This is a genomic window from Pseudoalteromonas sp. NSLLW24, assembly GCF_015864725.1.
In the GTDB taxonomy this organism is placed as follows: domain Bacteria; phylum Pseudomonadota; class Gammaproteobacteria; order Enterobacterales; family Alteromonadaceae; genus Pseudoalteromonas; species Pseudoalteromonas arctica.
This window is the reverse complement of sequence record NZ_JADYWQ010000005.1, coordinates 160751-177977: the sequence shown is the minus strand read 5'-3', so window position 1 is coordinate 177977 and position 17227 is coordinate 160751. Positions and strand designations below refer to the sequence as shown.

Annotated in this window: 17 protein-coding genes; 4 read left to right on the top strand and 13 right to left on the bottom strand. The window is 39.2% G+C overall.

From position 1 onward, the window contains the following. Positions 1–174: 174 nt before the first annotated feature. Positions 175–2301, top strand: a complete 2127-nt coding sequence (locus I6E72_RS07160; RefSeq protein ID WP_197111622.1) for a S8 family peptidase — start codon at positions 175–177, stop codon at positions 2299–2301. A gap of 104 nt (positions 2302–2405) precedes the next feature. Here the strand turns inward: I6E72_RS07160 and I6E72_RS07155 are convergent, their stop codons facing one another. The 7 genes from I6E72_RS07155 to rplU all read right to left on the bottom strand — a co-directional run bounded on the left by I6E72_RS07155 (position 2406) and on the right by rplU (position 7149). Continuing rightward, positions 2406–2879: a peroxiredoxin gene (locus I6E72_RS07155; RefSeq protein WP_165735471.1), complete on the bottom strand. Its 474-nt coding sequence runs from the start codon at positions 2877–2879 to the stop codon at positions 2406–2408. 188 nt (positions 2880–3067) lie between these two features. After that, complete coding sequence (galU, locus tag I6E72_RS07150) at positions 3068–3952, bottom strand: UTP--glucose-1-phosphate uridylyltransferase GalU (protein WP_197111620.1); 885 nt, start codon at positions 3950–3952, stop codon at positions 3068–3070. Positions 3953–4244: 292 nt separating this feature from the next. Then, complete coding sequence (locus I6E72_RS07145) at positions 4245–4622, bottom strand: DUF3718 domain-containing protein (protein ID WP_007586082.1); 378 nt, start codon at positions 4620–4622, stop codon at positions 4245–4247. 78 nt (positions 4623–4700) lie between these two features. Further along, positions 4701–5192, bottom strand: a complete 492-nt coding sequence (gene folA / locus I6E72_RS07140) for a type 3 dihydrofolate reductase (RefSeq protein ID WP_024590638.1) — start codon at positions 5190–5192, stop codon at positions 4701–4703. 73 nt (positions 5193–5265) lie between these two features. Continuing rightward, positions 5266–6423 carry an Obg family GTPase CgtA gene (gene cgtA / locus I6E72_RS07135; protein ID WP_007586086.1) on the bottom strand — a complete coding sequence of 386 codons (1158 nt, stop codon included), beginning with the start codon at positions 6421–6423 and terminating at the stop codon, positions 5266–5268. A 140-nt stretch (positions 6424–6563) separates the two neighbouring features. Then, positions 6564–6821: a 50S ribosomal protein L27 gene (gene rpmA / locus I6E72_RS07130; protein WP_002957747.1), complete on the bottom strand. Its 258-nt coding sequence runs from the start codon at positions 6819–6821 to the stop codon at positions 6564–6566. 16 nt (positions 6822–6837) lie between these two features. Next, positions 6838–7149, bottom strand: coding sequence for a 50S ribosomal protein L21 (gene rplU, locus I6E72_RS07125; RefSeq protein ID WP_002957748.1), 312 nt, complete (start codon positions 7147–7149; stop codon positions 6838–6840). Between the two features lie 422 nt (positions 7150–7571). Here rplU and ispB point away from each other — a divergent pair, with 422 nt between their 5' ends. Next, the gene (ispB, locus tag I6E72_RS07120; RefSeq protein ID WP_197111617.1) at positions 7572–8543 is read left to right on the top strand and encodes an octaprenyl diphosphate synthase; all 972 of its coding nucleotides are present in this window, start codon (positions 7572–7574) and stop codon (positions 8541–8543) included. A gap of 86 nt (positions 8544–8629) precedes the next feature. On the opposite strand, the gene mdh is transcribed toward ispB, so the two are convergent. Beyond that, positions 8630–9562 carry a malate dehydrogenase gene (mdh, locus tag I6E72_RS07115; protein ID WP_007586102.1) on the bottom strand — a complete coding sequence of 311 codons (933 nt, stop codon included), beginning with the start codon at positions 9560–9562 and terminating at the stop codon, positions 8630–8632. A gap of 225 nt (positions 9563–9787) precedes the next feature. Between mdh and argR the strand changes: the two genes are divergently transcribed. Beyond that, the gene (gene argR / locus I6E72_RS07110; protein WP_002957753.1) at positions 9788–10255 is read left to right on the top strand and encodes a transcriptional regulator ArgR; all 468 of its coding nucleotides are present in this window, start codon (positions 9788–9790) and stop codon (positions 10253–10255) included. A 7-nt stretch (positions 10256–10262) separates the two neighbouring features. Here the strand turns inward: argR and I6E72_RS07105 are convergent, their stop codons facing one another. The 4 genes from I6E72_RS07105 to I6E72_RS07090 are packed head-to-tail and all read right to left on the bottom strand — an operon-like array spanning position 10263 to position 14896. Beyond that, positions 10263–11162, bottom strand: coding sequence for a Dyp-type peroxidase (locus I6E72_RS07105; protein ID WP_010553339.1), 900 nt, complete (start codon positions 11160–11162; stop codon positions 10263–10265). Positions 11163–11210: 48 nt separating this feature from the next. Then, on the bottom strand, positions 11211–12260 hold the full coding sequence (locus tag I6E72_RS07100) for an ABC transporter ATP-binding protein (protein ID WP_024593609.1): 1050 nt from the start codon (positions 12258–12260) through the stop codon (positions 11211–11213). Then, on the bottom strand, positions 12261–13892 hold the full coding sequence (locus tag I6E72_RS07095; RefSeq protein ID WP_033027100.1) for an ABC transporter permease: 1632 nt from the start codon (positions 13890–13892) through the stop codon (positions 12261–12263). Continuing rightward, positions 13892–14896 carry a Fe(3+) ABC transporter substrate-binding protein gene (locus I6E72_RS07090; protein WP_024590632.1) on the bottom strand — a complete coding sequence of 335 codons (1005 nt, stop codon included), beginning with the start codon at positions 14894–14896 and terminating at the stop codon, positions 13892–13894. Before I6E72_RS07090 ends, I6E72_RS07095 begins: the two co-directional genes overlap by 1 nt. 937 nt (positions 14897–15833) lie before the next feature. Between I6E72_RS07090 and I6E72_RS07085 the strand changes: the two genes are divergently transcribed. Continuing rightward, on the top strand, positions 15834–16349 hold the full coding sequence (locus I6E72_RS07085) for a hypothetical protein (RefSeq protein ID WP_007586114.1): 516 nt from the start codon (positions 15834–15836) through the stop codon (positions 16347–16349). A gap of 10 nt (positions 16350–16359) precedes the next feature. On the opposite strand, the gene I6E72_RS07080 is transcribed toward I6E72_RS07085, so the two are convergent. Next, positions 16360–17040 carry a tRNA-uridine aminocarboxypropyltransferase gene (locus I6E72_RS07080; protein ID WP_197111615.1) on the bottom strand — a complete coding sequence of 227 codons (681 nt, stop codon included), beginning with the start codon at positions 17038–17040 and terminating at the stop codon, positions 16360–16362. Positions 17041–17227 lie beyond the last annotated feature (187 nt).

Below are 17227 nucleotides of genomic sequence, written 5' to 3'. Positions count from 1 at the left end.
TAATTTATATGACAAATACTAAACAACGAGTAAACCGCTAAAAACCTGGGTTATAACTAAATGAAAGAGGTACATAATAAATTGATATTTTAACCTAGTTAACAGATCGTTTACTTTTGTTCCCGCATCGTGATCTTATATCACGAAATAATAAATAAAAATCTAGGGATAATTATGACAACTAGTAAAACTTTTAAAAGATGCGCAATTGCAATTACAGTTAGTACGCTTTTTGCAGCAACATCTGGCATGGCTCAATCAGTTTCAAGTTCAATGGCTGAAACATCGGCTAAACTACAAAGCCAAGGCAGTTTCGAAACTCAGTTCATTATTAAATATAAAAATAATAACGAAATGGCGAGCCTCTCAACTGCAGACGCAAGCCCGTCTAGCATGAAAAAGCGCGCACAAAGCTTTGTTAAAAACTTCGCTTCTAAAAAAGGCAAAGTAAAAGCAAAATACATTCGTGCAATGGCACTTAATAACCATCACGTAATGCGTGCTGATAAAAAATTAAGTACAGCAGAAGCGCAAGAATTTATGCAAGAAATGGTTGATTCAGGCAATGTGGAATACATTGAAGTGGATCAAATGTTAAAGCCGTTTTCAACTCCTAACGACCCTCGCTTTGATGACCAATGGCATTACTACGAGCAAGCCGGTGGTTTAAACTTACCTACTGCATGGGATACCGCAACGGGTAGCGGTGTAGTTGTAGCTGTACTAGATACGGGTTACCGCCCACATGCCGATTTAAATGCTAACATTTTACCAGGTTACGATATGATCTCTAACCTTTCGGTAGCTAACGATGGCGGTGGTCGCGATAGCGATGCACGTGATCCTGGTGATGCAGTTGCTGCGAATGAATGTGGCACTAACGGTGCACAAAACTCTAGCTGGCACGGCACCCACGTAGCCGGCACAGTTGCTGCGGTAACCAATAACGGTGAAGGTGTTGCAGGCGTAGCTTATAACGCAAAAGTAGTGCCTGTTCGTGTACTTGGTAAGTGTGGTGGTTTAACCTCTGATATTGCAGATGGTATTATTTGGGCATCTGGTGGAAGTGTTTCAGGTATTCCTGCTAACTCAAACCCTGCTGATGTAATTAATATGAGTTTAGGTGGCAGCGGTTCATGTAGCTCGACAACTCAAAATGCAATTAACACAGCACGTAGTAACGGCACTGTGGTAGTTATTGCTGCAGGTAACGATAACGATAACTCAGCAAACTACAACCCAGGTAACTGTAATGGTGTAGTAAACGTAGCATCAGTAGGTCGTAATGGCGGCCGAGCTTATTACTCAAACTACGGTAGCAATATTGATGTTGCAGCACCGGGTGGCGCGCAAAGCTTTGCAAACGACTCAGAAGGTGTTCTATCAACTTATAACTCAGGTTCGTCTACACCTTCAAGCGACAGTTACGGTTATTCGCAAGGTACATCAATGGCTGCGCCTCACGTAGCAGGTGTTGCGGCACTTATTAAGCAAGCAAAACCAGATGCAACGCCTGACGAAATAGAAAGTATTTTAAAATCAACAACCCGTTCGTTCCCTGCGACATGTACTAGCTGTGGTACGGGTATTGTTGATGCAGCCGCAGCTGTTGCAGCAGCAAGTGGCGGCACCACTCCGCCTACAGGCGGTGATAGCGAGCTTATTAATGGTGAAGCTAAAACAGGTTTAAGTGGGGCTGCAAATGCACAAGCATTTTACATGATGACAGTACCAAGCGGTGCAACTAACGTAACATTCACTATGAGTGGTGGTACTGGTGATGCTGATTTATACGTACGTGCGGGCAGTAAACCTACAACTACTACCTATGACTGTCGCCCTTATAAAGGCGGTAATAGCGAAGAGTGCTCTATTGATAACCCTACAGCAGGCACTTACCACGTAATGCTTAACGGCTACTCTGCGTATTCAGCTGTGAGCTTGGTAGGTAATATTACTGGTGGTTCATCGTCTGGTGGCGGTACAGGCACTCCACAAGCTGGCGGCGGCACTATAAGCGATGTGACAGCCAATACTGGTCAGTGGAAACATTACACGTTAGATGTACCTGCAGGAATGAGTACGTTTACAGTAACAACGTCGGGTGGAAGTGGCGATGCAGACTTATTTGTAAAATATGGCAGCCAACCAACAACCACTACGTACGATTGTCGCCCTTATAAAAATGGCAACGCAGAAACATGTACATTTACCAATCCACAAGCAGGTACTTGGCACTTGAGTGTTAACGCTTATAGCACTTTCTCTGGTTTAACACTTAGCGGACAATACCAACCGTAATTTAAAGTTTGAGCCGTAAATAAAAAACCGATGTTGTTTCCAACATCGGTTTTTAAATAGTAAGTAGCTGATTAATTAAAGCTAAAACCTACACTTTATTACTGTTATAGCTTCTCTAGTACTGATTCTGCGCGGCTTACAACAAACTCTTTGTCTTGCTCTACAAATAAACCAGTTACTACTTCATTTTCAATAATCATAGCGTAACGCGTTGAGCGTAAACCACCAAAACTAGCGGTATCTTTATCAAGCCCTAACGATTTAGTGAAACTTCCATCGCCATCAGCAAGCATGGTAATTTCTTGCGCGTTTTGCGAGTCGCCCCATGCTTTCATAACAAATGCGTCATTAACAGATACACAGTAAATAGCATCAACACCTTTTGCTTTAATTTTATCAGCAAGAGTAATAAATTCAGGTAAATGTGCATTTGAACACGTTGGTGTAAATGCACCTGGCACTGCAAATAACACGACTTTTTTACCTTCAAACAACTCTTTATTTGTAAGAGATTGCATACCGTCGTCAGTTAATTGCGTTAACGTAACCGATGGTAATTCTTGGCCTTGCTCAATCATGGTGGTTCCTTTAAAAGATCAATACAGAATAAGTAACAATCATACTACGTAACCTATTACAGTGTAGGTAAAGTGTAACTAACTTAGTAACTCAGAGTAGTCTAGCAAAGGTTTGTAGACCGCGTTCACTACATTTTATGAAAACTATTTTAGCTTCTATAGTTTTCATAAAATTTATTGCTCTGTAGTTAAGGTAAATTCAAATCATTTATAAAGCGAGAAAAGTCATTACCTAACTTTTTATCCCGCATGCTGTACTCTACAATTGCTTTTAAATAGCCTAACTTATCTCCGCAATCGTGAGAGCGACCACTCATATGGAATGCTTCAACGGTTTCTTGTGCCATTAATGCGTCAATAGAATCTGTAAGTTGTATTTCACCGCCAGCACCTACAGACGTTTTTGCGAGTAGAGGCCAAATATTCTTACTCAGTACATATCGCCCTACAACAGCAAGATTTGAAGGTGCTAAATCTGCATCAGGTTTTTCAACCATAGCTTTAATTGCAGCACTTTTACCTGGCATTAACTCAACGCCATTAATATCCGCAATACCATATTTACTAACGTCTTCTTTAGCTACCGGCTCAAGCATTATTTGGCTTGCTTGAGTTTCTTTAAAGCGTTTAATCATGGCCGCTAAGTTTTCAGTTTTTTGGTCCGCTGTATAAGCATCAAGTATCACATCTGGCAAGAGCACTATAAAGTTATCGTCACCAACTATTGGCTTAGCACACAAAATAGCATGCCCTAGCCCTTTAGCTTCACCTTGGCGTACACTCATAATGGTGACATCAGGCGGACAAATAGAGCGAATCTCATCTAATAAAGCACGTTTAACACGTTTTTCAAGAGTAGCTTCTAGCTCGTAACTTGTATCAAAATGGTTTTCGATTGCATTTTTAGAGCTGTGTGTAACTAATACAATATCTTTAATACCGGCAGATACACATTCGCTGACAATATATTGAATTAGAGGTTTATCAACTATAGGGAGCATTTCTTTTGGAATAGCTTTTGTCATAGGGAGCATTCTCGTCCCTAAGCCTGCTACTGGAATTACAGCTTTCATATCTATCCTTAGTGATTAAGTTTGTAAATAAACTAGCAGATACAAAATAGATACCAGCTGAATAAAGTTACCTCTTTTGAAGAAGTAAATTTGAAGCTGCTTTTAAAATGAAGACTCTACACTTTAGGAATATAAAATAGATAGGTAAATAGTGAACTTATTAATGATTTTGTTAGGGGTGAGATTACATTAGCTAAATAAAAAAGCCTGAGATTGTTATTAATAACAACTTCAGACTAATCAATATTTAACAATACCTTACTGAAGGTAGAGTTATAAAACCTTTTTATAATTAAAGACCAGCGCGATCTTTAATTACTGCAATAAGTGGTGAGCTAGCAAAGTTGCCTTCAGCCCAAGCAATATCAGCACCATCTGTTAGAGCACTTTTTGATAAGTTTTTAACTATATACTCACCAGTATCCACTGCATTACTAGCAACAGCATGGCGTAATAAGTTATTACCATTACATTGTACTGCATCATAAATATTACGAATTTTTACACGAGAGCTTTTAAGCTTGCTGCGTAATCGGTTTTTATCGTCTGCCGCAATATATTCACAAATAGATACTGCTAATTGATCTTCAGCATTTGCAGGTGCTGTATACGAAAAAGAACTTACAGCGACAACAGCAGTAAGTGCAACTAGCTTTGGTAATTTAAACATGACAAACCCTTTATAATACTTTGTTCTTATATAGACTATCAAATATTATATCAATCTATCAAAAATTACGCAATAATGTTAATGTTCTTTATACAAAGTTACGAATTTATAACTAGATTTGTTTTTTTCATCAGGAAGGTTTTCTTGCTCTTCTTTCACGTCCCAATTAGCAACTTTATTGTAATCAGGAAACTGTGTATCGCCTTTAATATCTAAATCAATAAAGGTTAAATACAAGCGTTCTGCTTTTGGTAAAAATTGCTCATAAATATTACCGCCACCAATAATCATTACTTCTTCAACAGCACAAACTAGTTCTAGTGCGGCCTCTGGTGTAGTTACCACTTCAATACCCTGTGCAGTATATTCGCTGTTTCGAGTAATAATAATATTACGACGCCCAGGTAAAGGACGGCCTATTGACTCAAAAGTTTTACGACCCATGATCACAGGTTTACCCGTAGTTATTTTTTTAAAATGCTGAAGATCCGCAGGTAAATGCCATGGCATTTTATTATCTAGGCCAATTACACGGTTATTTGCCATTGCTGCAATCATTGAAATTATCATAATAAACACCTAGTACTTTATTCTTAAACAAAGAAAAAGGAGCATAAGCTCCTTTTTAATAAATTCTATTTAATTAACGCTCGTAGACAACTTCTACGTCGTAATCATCTTCATCCCAGTCGTCCCAATCATCATCATTGCCTTTACCTTTAGTGGCTTTTTCATGATAGGTATCCCACTTGAATTCAACTTCTTCATCTTCAACTTGTACAAACTTCTCTTTAGGCATGCTATCAAGTAGTGTCATTATGTTGTGGATTAAAGGTTGAGTATTAAGTTTATTAATTGCTGAAATGTGATAAATATTTTCAGTTTCGCCCAGCTCTTCTGCAATCGCTTCGCATAGCGCTTTTGCTTCATCTTCTGGTAATAAATCTATTTTATTAAACACTAACCAGCGTGGTTTTTCAGCTAATTTAGGACTGTATTGGTGTAGCTCGTTAATAATCGAGAATGCATTATCAACAGGGTTTGAACCATCTACCGGCATTACATCAATAATGTGCAATAACACACGACAACGCTCTAAATGCTTCAAGAAGCGAATACCTAGGCCTGCACCATCAGATGCACCTTCAATTAGACCCGGAATATCGGCTATAACAAATGATTTATTTGCTTCTGGACGTACCACACCTAAATTAGGAATAAGCGTCGTGAATGGGTAATCAGCTACTTTTGGTCTTGCTGCAGATACACTGCGGATAAACGTAGATTTACCTGCATTTGGTAATCCTAGTAAGCCTACATCAGCTAATAATAGTAACTCTAACTTTAAGTTACGTACTTCACCGGGTGTGCCCAATGTTTTTTGACGAGGTGCTCGGTTAGTACTTGATTTAAAACGTGCATTCCCCAAGCCGTGGAAACCACCTTTTGCAACCAAAATTCGTTGACCATCTTGAGTTAAGTCGCCAAGTCCCTCTTGGGTATCAACATCCATGATGCGCGTGCCTACAGGCACCATAACAAATAAGTCATCGGCTTTTCGGCCTGTACAGTTACGGCTACGACCGTTAGTACCACGTTCAGCTCTATGAAAGCGCTCAAACTGATAATCAATTAGGGTATTTAAGTTTTCATCAGCTTGTAGATAAACACTACCACCGTCTCCACCGTCACCGCCGTCTGGTCCACCATCTGGAACATATTTTTCACGACGGAAAGACACGATGCCGCTGCCACCGTCTCCAGCTTCTGCGCGAATTTCTACTTCATCTACAAACTTCATGATTACTCACTTTAGGGATTGGCTTGTTTAATAACTCTATTATATACCCAAGCCAACACAAATGCAGGCTTGGGTATATATTTTGACTGACTACAAAACAAAAAACCCCGCAAAGGCGGGGTTTTTAACTACCTTACTGATTACTCAGTTACGATAGTTACGTATTTACGGTTTAAAGGACCTTTTTGTTCAAACTGAACTTTACCATCTGCTTTTGCGAAGATAGTGTGGTCTTTACCGATACCTACGTTAGTACCAGGGTGGAAACGAGTTCCACGCTGACGAACAATGATGCTACCCGCTAGAACTGATTCGCCACCAAAACGCTTAACACCTAGGCGTTTGCTTTCTGAATCGCGACCGTTACGAGTACTACCAGCTGCTTTTTTATGTGCCATTTCTAAGTACCTCTAATTAAGCGCTAATGCTAGTGATTTTAACTTCAGTGAACCATTGACGATGGCCCATTTGCTTACGAGAATGCTTACGGCGTCTAAATTTAACAACCTTAATCTTCTCACCGCGACCATGTGAAACAACCTCAGCTGTTATCTTGCCACCGTTTACGAACGGTACACCGATCTCGATTTTCTCACCATCAGCAACTAAAAGTACTGAATCAAATTCTACTGCCGCACCAGTTTCAACGTCTAATTTTTCAAGACGAATCGTTTGACCTTCAGTCACACGATGCTGTTTACCACCACTTTGGAAAACCGCGTACATAATTAACTCCGTCTGTGCACCCTCAAATCGGCGCAACTAAAATATTCTTCGATAGGGCGCGAAGTTTACGCTAACGCGAAATAACTAGCAAGCCTATTTTGTAATTAAAATGAATAAAAAGTAGCTGCTTTGAGAGCAATTCAATATTTACCCCATTTTATATTAATTAGCCCTTTTGCCAAGCGCTTTTTAACTCTTAGTCGAAATAAATTAATGTACTCAAATATGACCCTCACAGCTTAATATCTAAGCACACCATAAACTGTATATTGATTATCAATTAATCAGTTATCTTGGCTAATTCAGTCTAAATTAAGTACTTTAATAGTGTTTTTTCAATCAATCGTCACAAAATATCGAGCTAGTGCATTTTTTGTTGTACAATCTGCGCCGTTCACACATAAAAATTGGCTCGGAGATCAATGGATATAAAAGCTATCCAGGCGTTAATCGAAAGCGATATGAATGACGTCAATCAACTTATACATGCGCAAATGCGCTCAGATGTGGCGTTAGTTAATCAGCTTGGTTTATATATAGTTAGCAGTGGCGGCAAACGCGTTCGTCCAATGCTCGCGATTTTAGCAGCCAAAGCGCTCGGTTATCAGGGTAAAGATCACATAACACTTGCAACAATTGTTGAGTTTATTCATACAGCAACGCTATTGCATGATGATGTTGTAGATGAATCAAACTTACGACGTGGCACGCCTACAGCAAATGCTGAATTTGGTAATGCTGCTAGCGTATTGGTTGGTGACTTTATTTACACTCGTTCATTTCAGCTTATGGTTGGTCTTGGAAAAATGCAGATTATGCAAATACTTGCCGATGCAACAAACATTATTGCTGAAGGTGAAGTATTGCAGTTAATGAACTGCAACGACCCAGATACGACCGAAGCCAGTTATATGCAGGTTATTTACTCTAAAACAGCTAAGTTGTTTGAAGCAGCGACAGGCCTTGCTGCCATTATTACTGAGCAAGACCAAACTACTCTCGATGCGCTAAACCTATATGGTATGCATTTAGGTACTGCGTTTCAGCTAGTAGACGATGTACTCGATTACAATGCAGATGCTGAGCAGTTGGGTAAAAACATTGGTGATGATTTAGCTGAAGGCAAACCAACGCTTCCACTTATTTATGCTATGCAACATGGTAGCGAGCAGCAAACGCAGCTTATTCGTGATGCAATAGAGCACAGTAATGGTATGGAGCATTTAGAAGAAATTTTATCGGCACTAAAGCAAACTAATGCGCTTGAATTTACAATGCAAAAAGCAGAGCTTGAAGCTGACAAAGCTATTGCCTGTTTAGACTTTTTAGCTGAGTCTGACTATAAGCAAGCACTCATAAGCCTTGCCCGTATTGCGGTTGACCGCGACCACTAGTTTTAACCAGTTACACAGTGTGAAATTAATTCTGAGCAATAAAAAAGCCTGCAAATGCAGGCTTTTTTGTTATTCTACTTTGGCTATTACGCCATGAAATCAACACCTTCTTTGATGTCTTTTTTCAGTGTTTCAAGCATGTCATTTTTTGCTTTTGTTTCAAATGCGCTTAGTTCGCCGTAAGAAAGAATTTCTTCTACGCCGTTTTTACCTAAACGTACTGGATGTGCAAAGTACTCTGCATCGCCATTTTCAACAGCAACGTAAGCGTAATCTACAACTTCCTCACCTTGTAGGCCTTTAACTAAAGACATACAAAAACGAGCTGCAGCAGCACCCATAGATAGCGTAGCTGAACCACCGCCTGCTTTAGCATTTACAACTTCAGTACCCGCATTTTGGATACGTGGAGTAAGTGCAGCAACTTCTTCATCTGTGAAAGAAACACCTTCAACTTGAGAAAGTAGAGGAAGAATAGTTGTGCCTGAGTGACCACCAATTACTGGTACTTTAACAGTTGCTACGTCTACGCCTTTAAGTTCAGCAACAAATGCTTCTGAACGAATAACGTCAAGCGTAGTAATACCGAATACACGTTTAGCGTCGTAAGTACCTGCTTTTTTGAATACTTCAGCAACGATTGGAACTGTGCCATTTACTGGGTTAGTAATAATACCTACTAACGCTTTAGGACAGCTGGCAACAATGCCTTCTGCTAAAGTTTTGATGATACCAGCATTTACATTAAATAAATCAGCACGATCCATACCTGGTTTACGTGGCATACCCGCTGGGATAAGAACGATGTCAGAGCCTTCAAGCGCTTTGTTTAATTCGTCTGCGCCAAAGCCTGCTACTTTAACATCTGTTGGGATGTGAGAAAGGTCAACCGCAACACCTGGTACTACTGGTGCAACATCATAAAGTGATAATTCAGAGCCAGCTGGTAAGCCTGTTTTTAATAATAAAGACAACGCTTGGCCGATACCGCCTGCAGCACCTAATACAGCAACTTTCATTGGAATTCTCCGTAATTTGAGGTAGGAAACATTTGTGGCTCTTAAGATAATGAAATTAGCGACTAAAAACAAATTTATCCTGTCTATTTCAAGTATATTTTCGACCATAGTCGTAAACTTTTGTGATTTAACGCATCAAACTGGCAAGTTAACTAAACAACTGCTGCATAATTATTCATTTTTGTGTAGAATTTGCGGCATAAATAACAAAAACGAATAAAGACTATGCAACCACAAGATAAACAAGAAGCACTGGTAAAAGCATTTAAATCACTATTAAAAGAAGAAAATTTTGGCTCTCAAGGCGAAATAGTTGATGCATTAAAAGATCAAGGCTTTGACAATATAAGCCAAAGTAAAGTATCGCGCATGCTAAGTAAATTTGGTGCTGTACGCACACGTAACGCTAAACAAGAAATGGTTTACTGCTTACCTGCTGAAATGGGTGTACCTACGGCTAAAAGTCCATTACGCCAATTAGTAATCGATATTATGCACAACGAAATGATGATCATTATTCGTACCAGTCCAGGCGCCGCTCAGCTTATCGCTCGTTTATTAGATTCATTAGGTAAAGCAGATGGCGTACTAGGAACAATTGCAGGCGACGATACTATTTTTATCGCTCCTGCTAAAATATCTGAAATAGATGTAACACTTGAACGTGTTCGCATTTTATTTGATACGGTTTAATAGCAAACTAAATTTGTTTTAAAAACCCGACTGAAGGCGCAAAGAAAGCAGAACCCATATCGGCTTGAGTAAAATCAAGCCAGTGGTCGTAACAATCCCCTTCCCCTAAACGACTATTAAGTACTTTTTCAAATGCGGTGCCCGTACAAGCGCATGTAATTGATAACATTCCCTGCTCATACACATCGCCATAAGGCATGCTCTGATTTAATAATAGCGGTTGTCCGTCTTCGTCTTTTAGTTCGCTACGTGAAGCATGGCTGGTTTCGATCGCAGGGGTAATTAGCGTGTTATCAAGGCGCGTACGTCCCATTATTTGTTCTTGCTCGCTCAATGATAAGTGCTGCCACATAGTTAAATCATGCTTATAACGCTGTACATGAATATAACTCCCCTGATCTTCAAAATTGCCAGGGTTACTAATTAAAGCCGTAGCGCGCTTTTTTCTTCCATGTGCGGTGTCGCCACCATAAATAAAACCATTAAAATCACGACCATCTAAAAAGCGAAAATTACGAATTTGCTCCACCAGCTCAACATCGGGGGCAAATAGTTTTAAAATTTGCAGCGCAAATAAATGGTTAACGTCTTCACGGTCAGAGCGAATTTGCACAAATAAATCGCACGGTTGTACGCTCATTTGATGATCGCTATGGTTTATATTAGGAAAGCTCTGTAATTCGCTTGGGATGTATTCAGGGAGGATATGCGGCCAATATTGCGCACCAATAGCAACCATACAAGAGAGCATTGATTCTGAAAATTGATCGCTAAATTCTTCTTCAATAGCGCTTACTTGTTTTAACTTTGCGCGAAGTGATTCATCTTGACCATCAAACACATTAAAAAATAAGTGCAAACCGTGTAAGTTTGCTTCAGCACAAATCCCTGATTGCGCTTGCGCCATTGTTATTCCTTAGTTTTATAGATAAAAACACAGCGAATAACAAATTAATTACGATTCGAAAAAATTCACCGTGTGAGGTTTTATTTTTATTATAACCTGCTCATTATTTTCAAATGACTGGCCATATTGTGCAGCAACTTCAATTTCTTGTTCATCAATAACAAGTGAATAAACATACGCCGAACCAATAAAGCGACGACTTATGATTGTAGCTCGCTTGCTGAGTTTGTCACTTTGGTTATCTGCCACTAATTCTATTTGATGAGGGCGCACATATATAAGCCCTACGCTTACGTTTTGCTTACTCTCAACATAGGACTCGACTAAACCAAATGGTGTTTTATATTCAGTTGCTGTTAATACTTCTGCGCTCAAGTATATGCCTTGACCCAGAAACTCTGCAACCTCCTTTGAACATGGAGCTGCAAAAAGCTGCTCAGGCGTGCCTTGTTGCTCAATTTTACCGCGATGCATAATGGCAAGTGTATCTGAAAAGGCAAACGCCTCTTCTTTTGAATGTGTAACAAACACAGCAGATACTTGGGTTGCCTTAATAATTCGACGTATATCGGCAATTAATTCAAAGCGTACTTGTGTGTCGATATTTGAAAAGGGCTCATCAAGTAGCAATAAACTAGGCTTATAAGCTAATGCACGAGCAATAGCTACACGCTGCTGTTGACCACCCGATAACTGATGCGGGAACCTGTCGGCACAGCCAATTAAATGTACCAGCTTAAGCATTTCATCAACGCGTTGCTGCTTTTGAGCTTTACTCATTTTACTAAGCCCAAATGCGATATTATTTGCTACAGTTAAATGCGGAAACAATGCATAATCTTGAAACATCATGCCGATGTTACGGTGCTCAGGCGAGACAAACGATTGCTCATCACTCACTAATTTACCGTCTATAAAAATAGACCCTTGCTTAGCTTCAATTAAACCTGCAATCGCTTTTAACGTGGTCGTTTTGCCGCACCCACTCGCTCCGAGTAGACAAACAATTTCATCTTTACCCACCGTTAAATCTAAATCGTGAATAACCTTTGTGCCGTTATAGTGATAGCTCACGCCTTGTAAAATTAAACTACTCATTTAACTACGCTGCTCCATAGAACGATTAATAAAATACAAAGGAATAAACCCAACAATAACAATAAATAATGCCGATATAGAAGCAAGCTCTAACTGCTCGTCACTCACATACTGAAATACATGAGTAGCTAAGCTTTCAAAATTAAACGGTCTGAGCAATAGCGCAGCCGGCAGTTCTTTCATGCACTCAATAAATACCAATAACGCAGCAGTAAGCAATCCTCTTCGCAGTAAAGGTAGGTGCACTAAACGCAGTGTTTGTCCTTGGCTTTTACCCATTGATTGGCTTGCCATATCAAGTGATGGGCTAATACGTAAAAAACTCGACTCAATTGCTCCGTGTGCAATGGCGTAAAACCTAACAATATAAGCAATAATAATAGTAAAAATGCTACCTGTAAGCAGCAAGCCAATATCTAAATTATACGGCTCGAGCGCTGTGTTAATGGTGTTCTCTAATAACGTAAGCGGTAATAAAACCGCAATAGCGAGTACAGTTCCTGGCAACGCATAACCTGTGCTTGCTAAACGCCCGGGAATAAGCGGATACGCTTGCTTTGCCACACGCTGATAAAAAACGACAAAAACACTCAACGTAATCGTTATTAGGCTCACAACCCCAGCCACTTTTAAACTTTGCCAAGCGTAACTAAAAAACTCTACATTCCATGCTTTATCAAAGTAGGTAATGGCGTAATTTATAAGTACTGCAATAGGGATTACAAACGCGATAAATAAAATAAAGCTGCAAAATGCCGTTGCGAGCCAAGCTGACTTTCCTTTTAATACATAGAGAGATTCACTATTTACACTTGATTGGCGCTCAAATACAGCTTGGTTACGACGACTAAAGCGCTCTGCCATTAATGCTAAAAATAACAGTAATAACATCACACCCGATATTTTAGCTGCCGCTGTAAGTGAGTAATAACCAAACCACGTATCGTATACGGCAGTCGTTAATGTACTTACGGCAAAATAACTCACTGTTGCAAAGTCAGCCATGGTTTCCATACTTATAAGCGCAAGAGCCGCCACAATAGCCCCACGAGAGAGTACTAAGCTTACTTTAAAGAAACTTTGCCAAGGAGATAATCCCATTAACTGGCTAGCTTGTACTAATTTGAATGACTGCTCGCGAAGAGCCGTTTTAAAAATCAAAAATAAATACGGATAAAGCACCAAGGCAATCATAACGATGGCGCCGGGTAATGTACGTATATCAAAAAACCAATAGTCATTAGGCGATTGCCAACCAAACCATTCTCTCAGCGCTATTTGCACCGGGCCCGCATAATCTAATAAATCAGTGTATACATAGGCAATAATATAGGTGGGCATAGCAAGGGGCAGCATAAGTGCCCATTCAAACTGTTTTTTACCCGGGAAACTACAGTAAGCCGTTAGCCATCCAAGTGGCAAAGCTATGGCGCAGCTAAGGACGCAAACACCTAAAACAAGCAATACGGTATTGGTTATGTAATCCCAAAGCACGGTATCCCACAGGTGAGAAAACACCTCAGAGCTACCTTGTAGAGATTCAAAAAGAAGAAAAAACAACGGGGCCGATAGAATTAAGCCAGTCGACCACGCAAAGAGCTGCCATTTAGACAGCTTAAATTTATTAGTCATTAAAGATCGAACTTCACCTCATCAATTAGCTTAAGCGCTAACGGACGATATTTACTAATCTCATCAAGTGGCAAGCTGTCTTCTTTAAAACTCCCCCAAGACGCAACCAAACTTGATAGTTCAACACCCGACTTAACTGGATACTCCATATTTAATGAGGCATACATGTTTTGTGCTTTGCTGTCGGTCATATATTCTATGAGCTTTAATGCATTTTCAGGGTTTTTAGCATATTTGGTAATAACCGCACCCGAAACATTTATGTGTGAGCCACGATTAGTTTGATTCGGAAAGTTAATATTTACGGCCTCAGCCCAACCTTTTTGTTCTTTATCTTCTAGCATTTTACCAAGGTAGTAACTATTACCTAATGCCAAGTTACATAAACCTTCTTTAACGGCTTTAACTTGAGCACGATCGTTACCTTGAGGTTTACGTGCTAAATTAGCCTTAACACCTTCAAGCCACTCTTTGGTTTGCGCTTCACCATGGTGTGCAATCATAGAAGCCACTAAACCTAAGTTATATGGATGTTTGCCAGAACGCGTACAAATTTGTCCTTTGTATTTAGGATCTGCTAAATCTTCATAAGTGAGCTTAGGTAACGCACCAATTCGCTCTTTTGATGAATACACATTACGCACTCGCTTAGTAAGCGCGACCCATTGGCCATCACCGTCACGAAAAGCTGCAGGCACGTTATTATTTACACTGTCACTTTTTATAGTTTGTGTTAATTTTAAATCTTCTAATTGAATAAGCGCACTAAAATTAGAGGTTAATACTAAATCGGCTTTACTATGTTTACCTTCACGTTTAACACGCTCAATTAACCCTTTTTTAGCAAAAACAACATTGGTTTTTATTCCCGTTTGTTTTGTAAAATCTTCTAAAATTGGCTGAATCAAAAACGGCTGACGAAAAGAATAGATATTAACAACGTCACTTGCAAAGGCTGGTGCCGATGCTGCTAATCCTAAAACAAGTGTAAATACTGTCTTCATTATTTCACCTAAATAATTGTTATTATCATCGAATTCTACCGCGCTCATTCAAAAAGTGCACACTTTAAATAAATGTAAATATGTAAATAACGCCCAAAAAGGAAATGCAGTGTAAGAGATGTCTCACGGATGTGACAGCTAATGAGTAATAATCAAGATAAAAAACACACAAAAACAACCTAAGCACCTGTATTAATTGAGCTTTCACATTATTACTATTGCGTAAATACTAATTGAATGTAGTTTTATCCCTATTTTAGTTGCTCTATTGCACTATAATTTACGCATCAACCAAGCAATGACGCTTATTGAGTAAAAGGAAATGGACTGCTTACTCAACCAACCAATGATTAGGTTACCAGGACAACACGGATTTTAGGACAGGCTCAGGATGAGTATCACAACGCAATGTTGTAAAAAGGACAGCGTCAGGAAGATGCGAAAAGGATAACAACACGGCTAAGTTGTTTAACAGGATGTTTAAGGAATAAATGGACAGGCCTTTAAGGCAACACAATGGATTGGTTAAAATAGGGATACACTAGGAAGTGTAATTAAGGATTTGGTAATAGTATTTACCCTACAGGATGTTTAGGAATTTAAGGATACAGGCCCGGATGGTCTACATTACATAGAACTAAAAAGTAATATAGTAATAAACATGGATTAGTAAAAATTGGAGTTGATTAAGTTCAATTGCAGGATGCAGAAAATTAGAAGATTCCGCAAGCGCGCCTAGAGATAGAGCGCGCTTTTCTTTGCCTAAAATTTGGGTTTAGTAAAGCTCTAAGCAACTACCACTAACTTTTGCAGGGTAATACTGCATCCCAGCTAATCAATATTAATACCTTCAAATACTTTATTAATATTTTAAATTTCGCTAAGTTTTTCATTAATTGCGCCGATAACTAAGTAACGCAAGGATCATAAATACTCAATGGATATGAATTTTAAAATGCCGCAAAGCAATACCTTTTTATGTAAAGTATCAGACGCAAGTACAGCAAAACCAATTGGTGTTTTTAGTGCCCAAACTCCCAACGAAAATCCGTATAAAGCTTTATTTAGCCCCAAAGGTTATAACTTTTTAAATATGCCAATGAGTGAGTTTAAAAACATACTTAACGTAATTATCCAGTTAGAAAGCGATATTTCTATTAGTAAATGGGGTGAGGGTTCTCGACCTGATGAATTTAGTTATCAGCTTAATAGAATAGCAAACGCTATTGCGACTACTCACTTTAAGGGAAAAACCGATATTAGCTGTTACTTTTTAAAGCGAGTCGAAGAGGCTAAGGATATGATTGGTGAGGACTGCACCTCGTTTATTCAGGCTCACAATAGCGTAAGCCAATTATATAATACGGTTTTACAATTAACATCTGAAGAAGGCTTCAGAGCAATTCAAAATAAAGCACTTGCTCACTTAAAAGAGCAGCAAGCTTTCGCTTAACTGCGTAAAACTACTCTTCTAGCGGTCGACCTTTATTGCGCTTACCAAGCAAATACGCATCACGAAACTTAATAAAATGCTGTTCTAATTTAGAAGATGCATCCATTTCTCCCGCAAGCGCTAGCACCATAATAGCCACTTCAGCAGTGCCTAGTTGATGCGCATGAGGGGCAACACGTAATCGGTAATCGGATAGTTTATCAGCAGTAACAGAAAGTATAGGCAAGTTATCTAAGTATGGGCTTTTGCGAATCATTTTTTTAGCTTCACGCCAGGTACCATCTAAAAATATAAATAGCGGTTTTTTACCCTCTTCAATACTTATTTCGGTAATGGCCCTGCCCTCTTCTACATCTTCAGCAGGGAATACTACCATTGGCTGATATTGTGAATCATTTATTAAAGCCAAAAGCGCTGGATTAGGGTCTGTTCTGTCCCACCTAAAGGCGTGGTTATCTGGCACTATTTCAGCAATTAAGCGCCCAGTATTAGAAGGTTTAAAACTTTCATTGTGATACATTAATAAGCACACAGCTGCTTTACAATCTGCATGCTCAACACCTTTACAAATACAGTAGTGCTTAGCTATTAAGCATTGCTCACAGCGATCTAATTTACCGCCTCGAGCATTAAACTCTCGACGGGATTCACTTATTTGTTGAGCGCGTAATGCTAAAACTGAATTTTTCACTGTATTTACCTTCAATTAATTAAGCGCGCATTGTAACGACTTATCGCTATTTAATCTTATATTTATAGTCATACCAACCTGCATAAATCTTTGATCAATTTAACGAATTAAATTGCACTATAACGTCGTTAAAAATTTTTTATTTAGAACAACTAGATACAAAAACTTTTGCCTAGTTCTAGCGTAA